At 69.3% G+C, this 15,340-nt stretch carries 26 protein-coding genes; all 26 read right to left on the bottom strand.

The features are described from left to right. Positions 1 to 28: 28 nt before the first annotated feature. Entirely contained in the window at positions 29 to 472 is a 444-nt protein-coding gene (gene rplM / locus HDA34_RS09925) for a 50S ribosomal protein L13 (protein ID WP_002857519.1), read from the bottom strand. A 277-nt stretch (positions 473 to 749) separates the two neighbouring features. After that, positions 750 to 1,643, bottom strand: a complete 894-nt coding sequence (locus tag HDA34_RS09920) for a tRNA pseudouridine synthase A (protein WP_044659555.1) — start codon at positions 1,641 to 1,643, stop codon at positions 750 to 752. 114 nt (positions 1,644 to 1,757) lie between these two features. Beyond that, on the bottom strand, positions 1,758 to 2,486 hold the full coding sequence (gene rplQ / locus HDA34_RS09915) for a 50S ribosomal protein L17, sunset domain variant (RefSeq protein WP_041103274.1): 729 nt from the start codon (positions 2,484 to 2,486) through the stop codon (positions 1,758 to 1,760). Positions 2,487 to 2,561: 75 nt separating this feature from the next. Continuing rightward, a complete protein-coding gene (locus HDA34_RS09910; RefSeq protein ID WP_041103317.1) occupies positions 2,562 to 3,560 on the bottom strand; it encodes a DNA-directed RNA polymerase subunit alpha in 999 nt (332 codons plus the stop codon). Positions 3,561 to 3,692: 132 nt separating this feature from the next. Beyond that, complete coding sequence (gene rpsK, locus HDA34_RS09905; RefSeq protein ID WP_002857513.1) at positions 3,693 to 4,097, bottom strand: 30S ribosomal protein S11; 405 nt, start codon at positions 4,095 to 4,097, stop codon at positions 3,693 to 3,695. A gap of 83 nt (positions 4,098 to 4,180) precedes the next feature. Further along, a complete protein-coding gene (rpsM, locus tag HDA34_RS09900) occupies positions 4,181 to 4,549 on the bottom strand; it encodes a 30S ribosomal protein S13 (RefSeq protein ID WP_017487821.1) in 369 nt (122 codons plus the stop codon). 274 nt (positions 4,550 to 4,823) lie between these two features. Next, a complete protein-coding gene (rpmJ, locus tag HDA34_RS09895) occupies positions 4,824 to 4,937 on the bottom strand; it encodes a 50S ribosomal protein L36 (RefSeq protein ID WP_002857509.1) in 114 nt (37 codons plus the stop codon). A gap of 35 nt (positions 4,938 to 4,972) precedes the next feature. Next, a complete protein-coding gene (gene infA, locus HDA34_RS09890; protein WP_010080397.1) occupies positions 4,973 to 5,194 on the bottom strand; it encodes a translation initiation factor IF-1 in 222 nt (73 codons plus the stop codon). 204 nt (positions 5,195 to 5,398) lie between these two features. Next, on the bottom strand, positions 5,399 to 6,241 hold the full coding sequence (gene map / locus HDA34_RS09885; protein WP_036381552.1) for a type I methionyl aminopeptidase: 843 nt from the start codon (positions 6,239 to 6,241) through the stop codon (positions 5,399 to 5,401). Between the two features lie 4 nt (positions 6,242 to 6,245). Continuing rightward, positions 6,246 to 6,863, bottom strand: coding sequence for an adenylate kinase (locus HDA34_RS09880; protein ID WP_036381548.1), 618 nt, complete (start codon positions 6,861 to 6,863; stop codon positions 6,246 to 6,248). 51 nt (positions 6,864 to 6,914) lie between these two features. After that, positions 6,915 to 8,222 (bottom strand): preprotein translocase subunit SecY, encoded by a 1,308-nt coding sequence (gene secY / locus HDA34_RS09875; protein WP_036317778.1) that lies wholly within the window; start codon positions 8,220 to 8,222, stop codon positions 6,915 to 6,917. Positions 8,223 to 8,387: 165 nt separating this feature from the next. Beyond that, entirely contained in the window at positions 8,388 to 8,840 is a 453-nt protein-coding gene (rplO, locus tag HDA34_RS09870; RefSeq protein ID WP_036317776.1) for a 50S ribosomal protein L15, read from the bottom strand. Continuing rightward, positions 8,833 to 9,057 carry a 50S ribosomal protein L30 gene (gene rpmD, locus HDA34_RS09865; RefSeq protein ID WP_002857502.1) on the bottom strand — a complete coding sequence of 75 codons (225 nt, stop codon included), beginning with the start codon at positions 9,055 to 9,057 and terminating at the stop codon, positions 8,833 to 8,835. Before rpmD ends, rplO begins: the two co-directional genes overlap by 8 nt. Positions 9,058 to 9,060: 3 nt before the next feature. Beyond that, a complete protein-coding gene (rpsE, locus tag HDA34_RS09860; protein ID WP_002857500.1) occupies positions 9,061 to 9,810 on the bottom strand; it encodes a 30S ribosomal protein S5 in 750 nt (249 codons plus the stop codon). Then, complete coding sequence (gene rplR / locus HDA34_RS09855; RefSeq protein WP_002857498.1) at positions 9,807 to 10,181, bottom strand: 50S ribosomal protein L18; 375 nt, start codon at positions 10,179 to 10,181, stop codon at positions 9,807 to 9,809. The genes rpsE and rplR overlap by 4 nt, the downstream gene beginning before the upstream one ends. Then, positions 10,181 to 10,714 carry a 50S ribosomal protein L6 gene (rplF, locus tag HDA34_RS09850; protein WP_036381545.1) on the bottom strand — a complete coding sequence of 178 codons (534 nt, stop codon included), beginning with the start codon at positions 10,712 to 10,714 and terminating at the stop codon, positions 10,181 to 10,183. The genes rplR and rplF overlap by 1 nt, the downstream gene beginning before the upstream one ends. Positions 10,715 to 10,744: 30 nt before the next feature. Further along, a complete protein-coding gene (gene rpsH / locus HDA34_RS09845; RefSeq protein WP_002857494.1) occupies positions 10,745 to 11,143 on the bottom strand; it encodes a 30S ribosomal protein S8 in 399 nt (132 codons plus the stop codon). A gap of 73 nt (positions 11,144 to 11,216) precedes the next feature. Continuing rightward, on the bottom strand, positions 11,217 to 11,792 hold the full coding sequence (gene rplE / locus HDA34_RS09840) for a 50S ribosomal protein L5 (protein WP_036317773.1): 576 nt from the start codon (positions 11,790 to 11,792) through the stop codon (positions 11,217 to 11,219). Continuing rightward, complete coding sequence (gene rplX / locus HDA34_RS09835; protein ID WP_036317770.1) at positions 11,792 to 12,133, bottom strand: 50S ribosomal protein L24; 342 nt, start codon at positions 12,131 to 12,133, stop codon at positions 11,792 to 11,794. Before rplX ends, rplE begins: the two co-directional genes overlap by 1 nt. A gap of 4 nt (positions 12,134 to 12,137) precedes the next feature. Beyond that, a complete protein-coding gene (gene rplN, locus HDA34_RS09830; RefSeq protein WP_002857487.1) occupies positions 12,138 to 12,506 on the bottom strand; it encodes a 50S ribosomal protein L14 in 369 nt (122 codons plus the stop codon). Between the two features lie 342 nt (positions 12,507 to 12,848). Then, the gene (gene rpsQ / locus HDA34_RS09825; protein WP_036317768.1) at positions 12,849 to 13,130 is read right to left on the bottom strand and encodes a 30S ribosomal protein S17; all 282 of its coding nucleotides are present in this window, start codon (positions 13,128 to 13,130) and stop codon (positions 12,849 to 12,851) included. Beyond that, entirely contained in the window at positions 13,127 to 13,396 is a 270-nt protein-coding gene (rpmC, locus tag HDA34_RS09820) for a 50S ribosomal protein L29 (RefSeq protein ID WP_036317766.1), read from the bottom strand. The genes rpsQ and rpmC overlap by 4 nt, the downstream gene beginning before the upstream one ends. A gap of 4 nt (positions 13,397 to 13,400) precedes the next feature. Continuing rightward, positions 13,401 to 13,817, bottom strand: a complete 417-nt coding sequence (rplP, locus tag HDA34_RS09815) for a 50S ribosomal protein L16 (RefSeq protein WP_036317764.1) — start codon at positions 13,815 to 13,817, stop codon at positions 13,401 to 13,403. Then, a complete protein-coding gene (gene rpsC, locus HDA34_RS09810) occupies positions 13,817 to 14,635 on the bottom strand; it encodes a 30S ribosomal protein S3 (protein WP_002857479.1) in 819 nt (272 codons plus the stop codon). The genes rplP and rpsC overlap by 1 nt, the downstream gene beginning before the upstream one ends. Positions 14,636 to 14,637: 2 nt before the next feature. Beyond that, entirely contained in the window at positions 14,638 to 15,003 is a 366-nt protein-coding gene (gene rplV, locus HDA34_RS09805; RefSeq protein WP_017487837.1) for a 50S ribosomal protein L22, read from the bottom strand. A 51-nt stretch (positions 15,004 to 15,054) separates the two neighbouring features. Then, complete coding sequence (gene rpsS, locus HDA34_RS09800) at positions 15,055 to 15,336, bottom strand: 30S ribosomal protein S19 (protein WP_002857475.1); 282 nt, start codon at positions 15,334 to 15,336, stop codon at positions 15,055 to 15,057. Between the last annotated feature and the right edge of the window lie 4 nt (positions 15,337 to 15,340).

Raw genomic sequence — 15,340 nt, 5'->3', positions numbered from 1 at the left:
GAAGGTCTGCGTCAGTGGCCCGCCGGGGTCACTGGGCGACCTGGCCGATCTCGAAGGTCTGGGGCTGCTGGGCGGTGTGCGGGTGCTCGGCGCCCTTGTACACCTTCAGCTTGGAGAGCTGCTGGGCGGCCAGCGAGTTCTTCGGGAGCATGCCCTTGACGGCCTTCTCCACGGCGCGGACCGGGTTGGTCTCGAGCAGCTCGGCGTAGGACTGCGACTTCAGGCCGCCCGGGTAGCCCGAGTGGCGGTAGGCGCGCTTCTTCTCGAGCTTGGCGCCGGTGAGGGCGACCTTCTCGGCGTTCACGATGATGACGTAGTCGCCCATGTCCATGTGGGGGGCGAACGTCGGCTTGTGCTTGCCGCGCAGGAGGGTGGCGGTGTGGGAGGCCAGGCGGCCGAGGACGACGTCGGTGGCATCGATGATGTGCCACTGACGGTCGGCGTCGCCAGGCTTGGGAGAGTACGTACGCACGTTGTCTGCCTTCAGGGTCGGTGGTGGTCCACAGCACCTGCCCGCCGGGTCGTGATTCCGGCGCGCTCGCGCTGTCAGTTCTCCGTGCGCGCCGGTCCCCCAGGTGAGGGCTGGAAGGCGTCCGGGCCCGATGCCCCGGGGGTGCGGCGCGAGCTGAAGGCCATGCAACTGAGCCACTCGCGGCACGACGCATCCGGGTGCGGGCATGCGCAACGTCCACCCATCCTACCGAACGCGGGCCCCGGAGCCAAAAGCCGCCACCGCGGGCCACCCCGGCTCACAGGGTCCGCTTCGCCCGGGTGCCCTCGGCGCGCCGGTGCAGCTCCTCCGCCTCGTCGGGATAGCCGACGGCGAGCAGCGTCAGCCCCCCGGGCGGGGCGAGGCGCACCTCGGAGTCGCGGGCAGGCCTCGCCACCCGGTGAGCGAGCCAGCCGGGCTCGCGTGCCCGCTCCCCCACCTGGAGCAGCGCCCCGACGATCGCCCGGACCATGTTGTGGCAGAACGCGTCGGCCCGGATCCGGACGCGCACGACGCCGTCCTCATCGCGTCGCACCTCCAGGTGCGTCACCTCGCGGATGGTCGTGGCGCCCGCGCGGGGCCGGCAGAAGGACAGGAAGTCGTGCAGTCCGAGGACGGCGTCGGCCTCCAGCGCCATGAGGCGATCGTCCAGGGCGGCGCCGTGCCAGTGGGTGAAGCCCCGCGTGCGCGGATCACGCGCGGCGGGTGCGTCGTCGATCCGGTACTCGTACTCGCGCCACAGCGCGCTGAACCGCGCGTCGAAGCCCGCGGGGGCCCGCCGCGCCCCGTGCACGACGACGGCCCCGCCCCACCCGGAGAGCACCCCGCCGAGGCGGCGGGTGAGGGAGGTGGCCGGCTCCAGGCCGGGCCGGCCGCGGGTCAGGCCCGCCCACTCCGTCTCGGTCAGGTCGAGGTGGACGACCTGGCCGCGCGCGTGCACCCCCGCGTCGGTGCGGCCGGCGACCACCGTGCGCACGGGCCGGCGCAGGATCCGCTCGAGCCCGTCCTCCAGCGCACCCTGGACCGAGTCGAGACCGGGCTGGCGGGCCCAGCCGTGGAAGGTGCCGCCGTCGTAGGCCAGGTCCAGGCGGACTCGCACGGACGCGGGTTCCCCGGGCGCCGACGGGGCGTCCGGGCGGTGCTGCTCGCTCATGCTGCTCCTCTCAGCGGGGCGGGGCCGGGGACGGCGAAGGGCCGCCCACCGAGTGGTGGACGGCCCTTCGCCGATGCGTCGTCACGGGGACGGACGCGGACTCCCGCGATGGCGTCAGGCCATCTTCTGGGCGGCCTCGCCACCGGCGGGCTCGAAGCCCGCGGCCTTGGCCTCCTCGACGGTGGAGAACCAGACCTCGGCGGTGGTCTGGTCGTACCAGCGCGAGCCGGGGACGTGGTACTTCTTCGAGCTGGCGTTGCCCTTGATGGTGGCCTCGGCCGGAGCCGAGCCGTCCTCGTTGGTGGGCACGGCGCCGTCGATCTCGGCGGCGGCCTCCTGCGACTCGGCCACGGTGACCTCCTCGGTGGCGGCCGGGTCGACGGCCTCCACCGGGGTGGACTCGGCCGGCGCGGCCGGCGCGGACGCGGCGGCCTGCTCGGCCTCACGCACCACGGCCTGCTTGCCGGAGATCGGGTCCATGATCAGCTCGATCACGGCCATGGGCGCGTTGTCGCCCTGGCGGTTGCCGATCTTGGTGATGCGGGTGTAGCCGCCGTTGCGCTCGGCCATCGCCGGGCCGATCACGGTGAACAGCTCGTGCACGACCGCCTTGTTGGTGCGGTTCTTGGCGGCGATGAGACCCTGCACCTTGCGGCGGGCCGGCAGATCGCCCTTCTTGGCGAAGGTGATCAGGCGCTCGGCGTACGGGCGCAGGCGCTTGGCGCGGGTGAGCGTCGTGGTGATCGACTTGTGCTCGAACAGCTGGGCGGACATGTTCGCCAGCATGATGCGCTCGTGGGCCGGGCTGCCGCCCAGACGCGGACCCTTGGTGGGGGTAGGCATGGTGTTTCTCCTCGGGTGGGACCCTGCAGCCGGCTGCGGCGTCGGGTCGAAGATGTCAGGTGGTGCGGAATCGGCTCAGTAGTCCGAGAACGGGTCGTCGTCCATCTGGCGCGCGTGCGCCTGCGGGTCGTAGCCGGCCGGCGAGTCCTTGAAGGACAGGCCCAGCTCCTGGAGCTTCTCCTTGACCTCGTCGATGGACTTCGCGCCGAAGTTGCGGATGTCCATCAGGTCGGCCTCGGAACGGCCCACGAGCTCGCCCACGGTGTGGATGCCCTCGCGCTTGAGGCAGTTGTACGAGCGCACGGTGAGCTCGAGCTCCTCGATCGGCTGGGCCAGGTCGGCGGAGCCCTCGACGACCTCGGGCTCGTCACCCAGGTCGATGCCCTCGGCCTCGACGTTGAGCGAGCGGGCCAGGCCGAACAGCTCGACCAGGGTGGAGCCGGCAGAGGCCACCGCGTCACGCGGCAGCATGTTCTCCTTGGTCTCCACGTCCAGGATCAGACGGTCGAAGTCGGTGCGCTGCTCCACACGGGTGGCCTCGACCTTGAAGGTCACCTTGAGGACCGGGGAGTAGATGGAGTCGACCGGGATGCGGCCGATCTCCGCGTCCGCGGACTTGTTCTGGGCGGCGGTCACGTAGCCGCGACCGCGCTCGATGGTCAGCTCCATGTCGAACTTGCCCTTCGCGTTCAGGGTCGCGATGTGCAGGTCCGGGTTGTGGATCTCGACGCCGGCCGGCGCGGTGATGTCCGCGGCGGTGACGACGCCGGCCCCCTGCTTGCGCAGGTAGGCCACCACGGGCTCGTCGTTCTCCGAGGAGACGGAGAGCTTCTTGATGTTGAGGATGATCTCGGTGACATCCTCCTTGACTCCGTTGACGGTGCTGAACTCGTGCAGCACGCCGTCCACGCGGATGCTGGTCACGGCAGCACCGGGGATCGACGAGAGCAGAGTGCGGCGCAGGGAGTTGCCGAGGGTGTAGCCGAAGCCGGGCTCCAGGGGCTCGATGACGAACCGGGAACGACGGTCGGAGACGACCTCTTCGGTCAGCGTGGGGCGCTGTGCAATGAGCACGGACATTTCCTTTCGGCGAGCGTCCGCCATATGACGCACGCGGTGGGTGGAAACGAGGACGGGGTGGGGGCAGGTCCGCAGACCTGTCCGCGTCCGCCCCGGGCGGGGGCGGACGCGGACACAGCGCTCAGGTCAGACGCGGCGGCGCTTCGCCGGGCGAGCGCCGTTGTGGGCCATGGGGGTGACGTCCTGGATGGACCCCACCTCGAGGCCGGCGGCCTGCAGGGAGCGGATGGCGGTCTCGCGGCCCGAGCCCGGACCCTTCACGAAGACGTCCACCTTCTTCATGCCGTGCTCCTGCGCACGCTTGGCGGCCTGCTCGGCGGCCATCTGCGCGGCGTACGGGGTCGACTTGCGCGACCCCTTGAAGCCGACCTCGCCGGACGAGGCCCAGGAGATGACGGCACCCGTGGTGTCCGTGATGGACACGATGGTGTTGTTGAACGTGCTCTTGATGTGGGCCTGGCCCACGGTGATGTTCTTGTTGGCCTTGCGACGCGGCTTGCGGGCAGCCGATGCGCGAGTCTTGGGGGGCATGTGATTCTCCTCCGGGAAAGCTGCTGGTGCTGATGCTGCGGGCGGGGCGTCCGGACGTGGACGCGGTCACCGCCGGTGCAGGATCACTTCTTCTTGCCGGCGACCGTCTTCTTGGGGCCCTTGCGGGTACGGGCGTTGGTCTTCGTGCGCTGGCCGCGCACCGGCAGGCCGCGGCGGTGGCGCAGGCCCTCATAGGAGCCGATCTCCACCTTGCGACGGATGTCGGCGGCCACCTCGCGGCGGAGGTCGCCCTCCACCTTGTAGCTGCCCTCGATGTGGTCGCGCAGCTGCACCAGCTGCTCGTCGGAGAGGTCCTTCACGCGGATGTTCGGGTCGATGCCCGTGGCGGCGAGGGTCTCCTCAGCGCGGGTCTTGCCCACACCGTAGATGTACGTGAGTGCGATGATCACGCGCTTCTCGCGCGGAATGTCAACGCCTGCAAGACGAGCCATGTGGCCGTCCTCCTGTTCTTCTGCAGCAGGGGTCTGCACCAGAGACGTCCCGCACGACGCGGCACTGGGCCTCGCGGACCCGTCGTCGCGGCGCCGGGGAAGATCCGGCGTGCTCCGCGGCGGGCGTCCGCCGTCGTCGGTCTCCGGCCCCTGCGGCCGGAGGTGGGGGCCCTCCCCTCACGGGGTGGACCGCTGTCCCTGCTGTTCGGCCCGATGGCCGGTGGGTGGTGTGGTCAACGCGACGGCGTCGCTCCCCGGGCTCCCGGGGAGGCGATCAGCCCTGGCGCTGCTTGTGGCGCGGGTTCGAGCAGATCACCAGCACGCGGCCCTTACGGCGCACGACCTGGCACTTGTCACAAATCCGCTTCACGCTCGGCTGAACCTTCACGGCTCTTCCTCCTGCGCTCGCTTGGACGGGGGTTCTTACTTGTATCGGTACACGATCCGACCCCGGTTGAGGTCGTACGGGCTAAGCTCCACCACGACGCGATCCTCGGGGAGGATGCGGATGTAGTGCTGACGCATCTTTCCGGAGATCGTGGCGAGCACGACGTGCTCGTTCTGCAGACGGACCCGGAACATCGCGTTCGGCAATGCCTCCGACACCGTGCCCTCGACCTCGATGACACCTTCCTTCTTAGCCATGTCCTCCACAATCGTCATGCCCCGGGCACGGCCGCGGAGGGCCGGGTGACGGGGCGGGAACGGGTCTGCTCGCCGGCGCACACGAGTGCGCGCACACGAACAACGTTCGATGATACCGCATTCTCGGTCTGAGAACCAGCACAGACGACGACGGCCGCCCGGTCCGCCGGACGGGCGGGACGGACGGCCGACAGCTCGGGCCGCTCACTCCCCCGGCGGGACCGGGACCACGCCGAACCGGGCGAGCTCGGAGGCGCCGCCGTCGGGCGCGGTGAGCACCCACACACCGCCGTCGTGCCGGCAGACCGAGTGCTCCCACTGGCTGGCGCGGGCGCCGTCGAGGGTCACCACGGTCCAGTCGTCCGCGAGCACCTTCGTGTCGATGGAGCCACGCACCAGCATCGGCTCGATGGCGAGTGCCAGACCGGGGCGGATCTTGGGCCCCCGGTGGCCGGTGCGGTAGTTGAACACGTCCGGCGGCAGGTGCATGGCCGAGCCGATGCCGTGCCCCACGTACTCCTCGAGGATGCCGAGCTCCTCGCCCGGCTGCGCGGAGACGAAGTCGTCGATGGCGTCCCCGATGTCCCCGACGTGGGTGGCGGAGGCGAAGGCCGCGATGCCGACCCAGAGTGCCTCCCGCGTGATCGCCGAGAGGCGCTCGTCGGCCGGGTCCGCGGTGCCGGCCGCGGAGGAGCCCAGGATCACCGTGCGGGCCGAGTCGGCGTGCCAGCCGTCCACGATCGCGCCCCCGTCGACCTTCAGCACGTCGCCGGTCTGCAGGACCCGGTCCCCGGGGATGCCGTGCACGACCTCGTCGTTGACCGAGGTGCAGATCGAGGCCGGGAAGTCGTAGTAGCCCAGGAAGTTGGACGTGGCACCGCGCTCGGCCAGCACGCCCGCGAACACGGCGTCCAGCTCCGCGGTGGTGACGCCCGGCGCGGCCGCGGCCAGCGTGGCGTCCAACGCCTCGGACAGGACCACCCCCGCGCGCTGCATGGCCTGCAGCTGGGGGGCGGTCTTGAGCTCGAGCGAGCGGCGGCCGATCACGGGGTCAGGACTCCGCGCCCGGCTGGATCACGGGCAGGGAGCCCGTGGCGGCACGCACGGAGTACACGGCCTGCAGCAGGCGCTCGGTGACGTCGTCGATCTGCCCGGTGCCGTCCACGCGGGCGACGATGCCGCGCTCCACGTACTCCTGGATGACGGACTCGGTCTCGCGGTGGTACAGGTCCAGGCGGTGCTCGATGACCTCCTGGGTGTCGTCCGCGCGGCCCTCGATCTCGGCACGCTTGAGCAGACGCTCCACGAGCTCCTCGTCGGGCACCTCCAGCTCGACGACGGCGGACAGCGACTGGCCGGACTCGGCGAGCATGGCGTCCAGCGCCTCGACCTGGCCCTTCGTGCGCGGGTAGCCGTCCAGCAGGAAGCCGTGCTCCGCGTCGGCCTGGGCGATGCGGTCCGCGACCATGCGGTTCGTGACCTCATCGGGGACGAAGTCGCCGTTGTCGATGTACTTCTTGGCCTCGACGCCGAGCGGCGTCATCGACTTCACGTTGTGGCGGAAGATGTCACCGGTGGAGATCGGGACGATCCCCATCTTGTCGGCGATCCGGGTGGCCTGGGTGCCCTTGCCGGAACCGGGAGGGCCCATGAGCAGCATGCGGGTCATCGTGTGTTCCTCACTGTCGATACGGACGGCGTTGCGGGATCGGGTCGGGGCTCAGCGCAGCAGGCCCTCGTAGTGGCGCTGCTCCATCTGTGCGCTGACCTGCTTCACGGTCTGGAGGCCGACGCCCACCATGATGAGGATGGACGTGCCGCCGAGCGGGAAGTTCTGGCTGGTGCCGATCACCGCGAAGGCGATCAGCGGGATCATGGCCACGATACCGAGGTAGAGGGCGCCCACGAGCGTGATGCGGCTGATGACGTACTGCAGGTAACGCTCGGTGGGCCGGCCGGCGCGGACGCCGGGGATGAAGCCGCCGTAGCGCTTCATGTTGTCCGAGATCTCCACCGGGTTGAACGTGATGGACACGTAGAAGTACGTGAAGCCGATGATGAGCAGGAAGTACAGGGCCATGTACACCGGGTGGTCGCCGGGGCCGAAGTACCGGCTCAGCCACGTGATCCACGGGGCCGGCGCACTGCCGTCCTGCGGCGTGTTGAACTGGATGAGGATGCTCGGGAGCATCAGCACGGAGGAGGCGAAGATGACCGGGATGACGTTGGCCATGTTCACCTTGACCGGGATGTAGGTGCTCGACCCGCCCACGGTCCGCGAGCCGATCTGCCGCTTGGCGTACTGGACCGGGATCCGGCGCTGCGACTCCTCCACGAAGACGATGGCCAGCATGGTGAGCAGGCCGATCCCCATGACGATCGCGAACACGCGCCAGCCCTGCGTCTGGACCACCTGGCCGAGGCCGGCCGGGAAGCCCGCCGCGATGGAGGTGAAGATGAGCAGGGACATGCCGTTGCCCACGCCGTTCTCGGTGATCCGCTCGCCGAACCACATGACGATGAGACAGCCGGTGGTCAGGGCGATGACCACGAGCAGCACCGTGAGGATGGAGCCGTCGCGCAGCAGCGGCAGGCTGCATCCGAGCAGGGCCCCGGTGCGGGCCAGCGAGGCCATCGTGGTCGCCTGCAGCAGGGCGAGGGCGAGGGTCAGGTAGCGGGTGTACTGCGTCAGCGTCGCCTGGCCCTGCGGGCCCTCCTGGTGGAGCTGCTCGAAGCGCGGGATCACCACGCGCAGCAGCTGCACGATGATCGACGCCGTGATGTAGGGCATGATGCCGAGCGCGAAGACGGACACCTGCAGGAGCGCCCCGCCCGAGAACATGTTCACGAAGGAGTACAGGCCGCCCTGGGCGTTGCCCGCCGCGAGACACTGCTGCACCGCCGGGTAGTCCACCCCGGGGGCCGGTACGAAGGCGCCCATCCGGTAGACGGCGATGAGCGCGAGCGTGAAGGCGATCTTCCGCAACAGGTCAGGCGTCCGGACGATCCGGGCGATGGCCTTGAGCACGAGTCCTCCTGCGGTGGTCCTGTGGGGCGCGCGCCGGCCGCGGGGCGGGGCACGAGACGGCGGCCACACCGGGGCGGCCGCTGTGCGAGTCTACACGGACGGACCGAGGGCCCTGGTCCGGAGCGGCTGCTCCGGGCCAGGGCCCTCGGTGGATGGGTCGGCGTGTCAGAGGGTCTCGGTGGACCCGCCGGCGGCCTGGATCTTCTCCACGGCGGACGAGGAGAAGGCGTTCGCCTTCACCTGCACGGCCGAGGTGATCTCCCCCGTGCCCAGCACCTTCACGGGCTGACCGCGACGGACGAGGCCCTTGGACACGAGCGCGTCCACGGTGACCTCACCGCCCTCGGGGAAGTGCGCGGAGAGCTTGTCCAGGTTCACGACCTGGTACTCCGTGCGGAACGGGTTCTTGAAGCCGCGGAGCTTCGGCAGACGCATCTGCAGGGGCAGCTGGCCGCCCTCGAAGCCCGCACGGACCTGGTAACGGGCCTTGGTGCCCTTGGTGCCGCGACCGGCGGTCTTGCCCTTCGACGCCTCACCGCGACCCACACGGGTCTTGGCGGTCTTGGCACCGGGGGCCGGACGCAGGTCGTGGACCTTGATGGCGTCGTTGTCAGCCATTGTTGACCTCCTCCACGGACACCAGGTGCGGCACGGTGTTGACCATGCCGACCGTCACCGCGTCGGCCTTGCGGGTGACCTGGTGGCCGATCCGCTTCAGGCCCAGCGAGCGCAGGGTGTCCCGATGGTTCTGCTTGGAGCCCGTGACGCCGCGGGTCTGGGTGATGACCAGGGTGGCGTCCGAGGGCTGGATGTTCTTGCGAGTGGGCTCAAACACGGCTCACGCACCTGCCTTCGCGCTCTTCTGGGCGCGATCGTTCTCCATGGTGCGCAGCATCGCATGGGGGGCGATCTCGTCCAGGGCCTTGCCGCGGCGGGCGGCGACGGCCTGGGGCTCTTCCAGCTTCTTGAGTGCGTCCACGGTGCCGCGCACGATGTTGATCGCGTTCACGGAGCCCATGGACTTGGACAGCACGTCGTGGATGCCGGCGCACTCGAGCACGGCGCGCACCGGACCGCCGGCGATCACGCCGGTACCCGGGGAGGCCGGGCGGAGCAGCACGACGCCGGCGGCGTCCTCACCCTGCACCAGGTGCGGGATGGTGGAGCCGACGCGGGGGACGCGGAAGAAGGACTTCTTGGCCTCCTCCACGGCCTTCTGGATCGCGGCGGGGACCTCCTTCGCCTTGCCGTAGCCGACGCCGACGGTGCCGTCGCCGTCACCCACCACCACGAGGGCGGTGAAGGAGAAGCGGCGGCCGCCCTTGACGACCTTGGAGACGCGGTTGATGCCCACGACGCGCTCGAGGAACTGGTCCTTCTCGTCGTCCTGGGCGCCACGACGGTTGCGGTCGTCGCGACGGCCGCCACGACGATCGCCGTCACGGCCACCGCGGCCGCCGTCGCGACCGCCGCGGCCACCGGTGGCGCGCTCGGTGGTCTGGCTCGCCGAGCCCGACCCGGTCTCGGAGACGGTGGTCTCGGTGCTCTCGGTCACCTGAGTGTCCTTCTGGTTGATGTTCTCGGTCACAGCTGCAGCCCACCCTCTCGCGCACCGTCGGCCACGGCCGCGACGCGCCCGTGGTACTTGTTGCCGCCGCGGTCGAAGACCACGGCCTCGATGCCGGCCGCCTTGGCACGCTCGGCGACGAGCTCGCCCACGCGCTTGGCCTTGGCCGTCTTGTCGCCCTCGAGCGCACGCACGTCGGCCTCCATGGTGGAGGCGTACGCGAGCGTGCGGCTCTGCGTGTCGTCCACGACCTGCACGAACATGTGCCGTGCAGAGCGGTTGACGACGAGGCGGGGACGGACGGTGGTGCCGGAGATCCGCTTGCGCACCCGGAGGTGGCGGCGGGTGCGGGCGTTGAACTTGCCCTTGCCCTTCACCTTCAGAGTAGACATCACTTACCTGCCTTTCCGGCCTTGCGGCGGATCTGCTCGCCCGCGTAGCGCACGCCCTTGCCCTTGTACGGGTCGGGGCGGCGCAGCTTGCGGATGTTGGCGGCGGTCTCGCCGACCTGCTGCTTGTCGATACCGGCGACGGTGACCTTGTTGCCCTCCACCGTGAAGGTGATGCCCTGGGGCGCCTTCACCGGGACGGGGTGGGAGTAGCCCAGGGCGAACTCGAGGTCCTGGCCCTTGGCCTGCACGCGGTAGCCGGTGCCGACGACCTCGAGCTGCTTGGAGAAGCCGTTGGTCACGCCCTCGACCATGTTGCTGATGAGGGTGCGGGTCAGACCGTGCAGGGAGCGGGACTCACGCTCGTCGTCGGGGCGGGCCACGGTGACCTGCCCCTCCTCGAGGGTGGCCGTGATGGGCGTGGGCAGCGAGTGCTCGAGCTGGCCCTTGGGGCCCTTCACGGAGACGCGGTCGCCGTCGATGGTCACATCGACGCCGGCGGGGATGGTGATCGGGAGACGTCCGATTCGAGACATGTCAGTTCAGCCTTTCTTCCGTCTTGCCCGTCACCAGACGTAGGCGAGGACTTCTCCGCCCACGCCCTTCTTGGCGGCCTGCTGGTTCGTGAGGAGACCAGAGGAGGTGGACAGGATGGCGATGCCGAGGCCGCCCAGCACGTGGGGCAGGTTCGTGGACTTCGCGTACACGCGCAGGCCCGGCTTGGAGATGCGGCGCAGGCCGGCGATCGCACGCTCACGCTGCGGGCCGAACTTCAGGTCGATGGTCAGCTTCTTGCCGACCTCGGCCTCCTCCTCGCGCCAGTCCTGGATGTAGCCCTCGGCCTTGAGGATCTCGGCGACGCGAGTCTTCAGCTTCGAGGACGGCATGGACACGGTGTCGTGGTAGGCCGAGTTTGCGTTGCGCAGACGGGTCAGCATGTCTGCGACGGGATCGGTCATGGTCATGTGGGCTTCACGCCCTTTCTCGCCGTGGTTTCCGCCACCGGTTCACCGGTGGAGGACCTGTGGCGTGGAGGTCTTACTGGTCGGTCTTGAACGGGAAGCCCAGCGCCTTGAGCAGCGCGCGGCCCTCGTCGTCGTTCTTGGCGGTCGTCACCACGGTGATGTCCATGCCGCGCACGCGGTCGATCTTGTCCTGATCGATCTCGTGGAACACGGTCTGCTCGGACAGGCCGAAGGTGTAGTTGCCGTTGCCGTCGAACTGGCGGTCGGACAGGCCGCGGAAGTCACGGATGCGCGGCAGCGCGAGCGTGACCAGGCGGTCCAGGAACTCCCACATGCGGTCGCCACGGAGCGTGGCGTGCGTGCCGATGGGCATGCCCTCACGCAGCTTGAACTGCGCGATGGACTTGCGGGCCTTGGTGATCATCGGCTTCTGGCCGGTGATGGCGGTGAGGTCGGCGACCGCGCCGTCGATGATCTTGGAGTCCTTGGCGGCCTCCCCGACGCCCATGTTGACGACGACCTTCACGAGACCCGGCACCTGCATGACGTTCCCGTACTGGAACTGCTCCTGCAGGGCGCCGCGGATCTCGTCGCGGTACTTGGTCTTCAGACGCGGGGTGACCTTCTCGGTCTGCTGCACCTCGGTCATCACAGCTCCTTCCCCGAGGCCTTGGCGAAGCGGACCTTCACGGTCTTGCTCACGCCGTCCTTCTCGACGGTCTCGAAGCGGTAGCCCACACGGGTCGGCTTCTTGGTCTCCGGGTCCACCACGGCCACGTTCGAGATGTGGATCGGGGCCTCGACGACCTGCAGGCCGCCCTCGGTGGAACCGTTGTTGTCCTGGCCGGCGCGCAGGTGCTTGGTCACGCGGTTCACGCCCTCGACGAGCACGCGCTCATCCGCCGGGAACACGCGCAGGACCTTGCCCTGCTTGCCCTTGTCCTTGCCACTGATGACCTGGACGAGGTCGTCCTTCTTGATCTTGGCCATGAGGTCAGATCACCTCCGGGGCGAGCGACACGATCTTCATGAACTTCTTGTCACGCAGCTCGCGACCCACGGGGCCGAAGATGCGCGTGCCACGGGGCTCGCCGTCGGTCTTCAGGATGACCGCCGCGTTCTCGTCGAACTTGATGTACGAGCCGTCGGGACGGCGGGACTGCTTGCGGGTGCGGACCACCACGGCCTTGACGACGTCGCCCTTCTTGACGTTGCCGCCGGGGATGGCGTCCTTCACGGTGGCGACGATGGTGTCGCCGATGCCTGCGTAGCGGCGTCCGGAACCGCCGAGAACACGGATGGTCAGGATTTCCTTCGCACCGGTGTTGTCGGCGACCTTGAGCCGCGACTCCTGCTGGATCACTTGTCTCTCCTAGCGTCGCGCCGGTTCTCCCCCACGATGGGCGAGCCTTGCGGAACGGTTGAACGGGCATCCCGGGACGCTTACCCCTCCCCCGAGGCGGGCCGCCCGCCGTCGTCCCCCGGCGACGCGTGTTCAGACAGCGTCGGGGAGGTCGAGAGCGGAGGGGCGCGCAGGGCAGGGCCGAGGCGGATCCGGGATCGGCGTGCGCGGCCCTCGGCACACAGGATGGATGGTCCTGCCAACGAGAGGGCGCACGAATATCAGAGTCTAACGCACAAGGCCGCCCCGTGCCAGTGCACGGGGCGGCCCTCTGCGTCGCCGGCCCTCAGGGGGCCGGGTCGATCACTTGGCGCGCTCGACGATCTCCACCAGACGCCACCGCTTGGAGGCGGACAGCGGGCGGGTCTCGGCGAGGCGGACGCGGTCGCCCACGCCGGCGGTGTTGTCCTCGTCGTGCGCCTTCACGCGCTTCGAGGTCTTCAGCACCTTGCCGTAGAGCGAGTGCTTCTTGCGGTCCTCGACCTCGACGACGATGGTCTTGTCCATCTTGTCGGAGACGACGATGCCACGGAGGGCCTTGCGGTAGCCGCGCTCCTCGGAGACGGCCGGGGTCTGCTCGGTCACTTGGCAGCCTCCTCGTTCTTCTCGGCCTGCGCCTCGGCGGCGACATCGCCGCGGATGCCCAGCTCGCGCTCGCGCAGGATCGTGTAGATGCGCGCGATGTCACGCTTGACGGCCTTCAGCCGGCTGGCGTTGTCCAGCTGACCGGTGGCGGCCTGGAAGCGCAGGTTGAACAGCTCCTCCTTGGAGGACTTCAGGGCCTCCAGCAGGCGGGCGTTGTCCATCCCGTCCAGGGACTCGACGTTCAGATCCTTGGTGCCGATCGCCATGGGATCACTCACCACCCTCTCGACGGATGATACGGGCCTTCAGCGGCAGCTTGTGGATGGCCAGGCGGAGCGCCTCGCGGGCGACGTCCTCCGTGACACCCGACAGCTCGAAGAGCACGCGTCCGGGCTTGACGTTGGCGACCCACCACTCCGGCGAGCCCTTGCCGGAGCCCATGCGGGTCTCGGCGGGCTTCTTGGTGAGCGGACGGTCCGGGTAGATGTTGATCCAGACCTTGCCGCCACGCTTGATGTAGCGGGTCATGGCGATACGGGCGGCCTCGATCTGACGGTTGGTCACATAGGCCGGCGTGAGCGCCTGGATGCCCCACTCGCCGAACGTCACGGTGGTGCCGCCCTTGGCGGCGCCGGAACGCTTGGGGTGGTGCTGCTTGCGGTGCTTGACGCGACGGGGGATCAGCATCAGGCGTTGCCTCCTTCAGCGGGAGCGGCGGCCGGGGTCTCGGCGCCGGCGCCGGCGTTCTCCTGGCGGGGAGCACGCTCGGCGCGATCGTTGCGACGACGACGCTCACCGCCGCCGCGGCGCTCGCCGCCACGGCCACGGCCGGAGGGCTGCGCGGCCTCCTTGGCCGCGAGCTCCTTGGCGGTCAGGTCGCCCTTGTAGATCCAGACCTTCACGCCGATGCGGCCGAAGGTGGTCTTGGCCTCGAACTTGCCGAAGTCGATGTTCGCGCGGAGGGTGTGCAGCGGCACGCGACCCTCGCGGTAGAACTCCGAGCGGCTCATCTCGGCGCCGCCGAGGCGGCCGGAGCACTGGATGCGGATGCCCTGCGCGCCGGCGCGCATGGCGGACTGGATCGCCTTCTTCATCGCGCGGCGGAACGCCACGCGCGAGGCGAGCTGCTCGGCCACACCCTGCGCCACCAGCTGGGCATCGGTCTCGGGGTTCTTGACCTCGAGGATGTTCAGCTGGATCTGCTTGCCGGTGAGCTTCTCGAGCTCACCGCGGATGCGGTCGGCCTCGGCGCCGCGGCGGCCGATCACGATGCCCGGACGCGCGGTGTGGATGTCCACGCGCACGCGGTCACGGGTGCGCTCGATCTCCACCTTGGAGATGCCGGCGCGCTCCATGCCGGTGGTCATCAGCTCGCGGATCTTGACGTCCTCCTTGAGGAAGTCAGCGTAGCGCTGGCCCTCCTTGTGGGAGTCCGCGAACCAGTGCGAGACGTGGTCGGTGGTGATGCCGAGGCGGAACCCGTTGGGGTTGATCTTCTGGCCCATTGTCAGTTCCCACCCTTCTCGTCCTTGGACGCGACGACCACGGTCACGTGGCTCGTGCGCTTGTTGATGCGGTACGCGCGGCCCTGAGCACGGGGCTGGAACCGCTTCATGGTCGGGCCCTCGTCCACGAAGGCCTCGGTGATGTAGAGGGCGTCCTCGTCGAAGGCCTGGCCCTCGCGGTCCGCCTTGACGCGGGCGTTCGCCACCGCGGAGGCCACCAGCTTGTACACCGGCTCCGAAGCGCCCTGCTGGGCGAACTTCAGGATGGCCAGTGCTTCGGTGGCCTGCTTGCCACGGACCAGGTCGACGACGCGCCGGGCCTTCATCGGCGTCACGCGCAGGTGGCGCGCAATTGCCTTGGCTTCCATTGCTTCTCTCTTTCGATTCTCGAGAAGGTCAAGCGTGCTGTGCCCTCAGGCTCAGCGGCGCTTGCCCTTCTTGTCGTCCTTCACGTGGCCGCGGTAGGTCCGGGTCGGGGCGAACTCGCCCAGCTTGTGACCCACCATGGACTCGGTGACGAACACCGGGACGTGCTTGCGTCCGTCGTGGACCGCGATGGTGTGACCCAGCATGTCCGGGATGATCATCGACCGGCGGGACCAGGTCTTGATGACGTTCTTGCTGCCCTTCTCGTTCTCGGCCAGAACCTTCAGGTAGAGGTGCTGATCGACGAAGGGGCCCTTCTTCAGGCTGCGAGGCATGTCT

It is taken from the genome of Micrococcus luteus, assembly GCF_014138885.1.
In the GTDB taxonomy this organism is placed as follows: Bacteria; Actinomycetota; Actinomycetes; order Actinomycetales; family Micrococcaceae; genus Micrococcus; species Micrococcus luteus.
Note: the sequence above shows the minus strand (reverse complement) of the source record. Positions and strands in the feature narration are given on the sequence as shown.

Excerpts from the sequence above, each read along its gene's own strand:
- infA (WP_010080397.1), bottom strand. The coding sequence starts at position 5,194 with ATGGCTAAGAAGGAAGGTGTCATCGAGGTCGAGGGCACGGTGTCGGAG.
- rpmC (WP_036317766.1), bottom strand. The coding sequence starts at position 13,396 with ATGGCGATCGGCACCAAGGATCTGAACGTCGAGTCCCTGGACGGGATG.
- rpsH (WP_002857494.1), bottom strand. The coding sequence starts at position 11,143 with ATGACCATGACCGATCCCGTCGCAGACATGCTGACCCGTCTGCGCAAC.
- rplQ (WP_041103274.1), bottom strand. The coding sequence starts at position 2,486 with ATGCCTACCCCCACCAAGGGTCCGCGTCTGGGCGGCAGCCCGGCCCAC.
- HDA34_RS09880 (WP_036381548.1), bottom strand. The coding sequence starts at position 6,863 with ATGACCCGCATGCTGCTCATGGGCCCTCCCGGTTCCGGCAAGGGCACC.
- rplO (WP_036317776.1), bottom strand. The coding sequence starts at position 8,840 with ATGGCTGACAACGACGCCATCAAGGTCCACGACCTGCGTCCGGCCCCC.
- rpsS (WP_002857475.1), bottom strand. The coding sequence starts at position 15,336 with ATGCCTCGCAGCCTGAAGAAGGGCCCCTTCGTCGATCAGCACCTCTAC.
- rplF (WP_036381545.1), bottom strand. The coding sequence starts at position 10,714 with ATGTCTCGAATCGGACGTCTCCCGATCACCATCCCCGCCGGCGTCGAT.
- HDA34_RS09920 (WP_044659555.1), bottom strand. The coding sequence starts at position 1,643 with ATGAGCGAGCAGCACCGCCCGGACGCCCCGTCGGCGCCCGGGGAACCC.
- rplP (WP_036317764.1), bottom strand. The coding sequence starts at position 13,817 with ATGCTGATCCCCCGTCGCGTCAAGCACCGCAAGCAGCACCACCCCAAG.
- rplR (WP_002857498.1), bottom strand. The coding sequence starts at position 10,181 with ATGTCTACTCTGAAGGTGAAGGGCAAGGGCAAGTTCAACGCCCGCACC.
- rpsK (WP_002857513.1), bottom strand. The coding sequence starts at position 4,097 with ATGCCCCCCAAGACTCGCGCATCGGCTGCCCGCAAGCCGCGTCGCAAG.
- rpsC (WP_002857479.1), bottom strand. The coding sequence starts at position 14,635 with ATGGGCCAGAAGATCAACCCCAACGGGTTCCGCCTCGGCATCACCACC.
- rplE (WP_036317773.1), bottom strand. The coding sequence starts at position 11,792 with ATGACCGAGGTGCAGCAGACCGAGAAGGTCACCCCGCGTCTGAAGACC.
- rplX (WP_036317770.1), bottom strand. The coding sequence starts at position 12,133 with ATGGCCAAGATCAAGAAGGACGACCTCGTCCAGGTCATCAGTGGCAAG.
- rplV (WP_017487837.1), bottom strand. The coding sequence starts at position 15,003 with ATGGAAGCCAAGGCAATTGCGCGCCACCTGCGCGTGACGCCGATGAAG.
- rpsM (WP_017487821.1), bottom strand. The coding sequence starts at position 4,549 with ATGGCTCGTCTTGCAGGCGTTGACATTCCGCGCGAGAAGCGCGTGATC.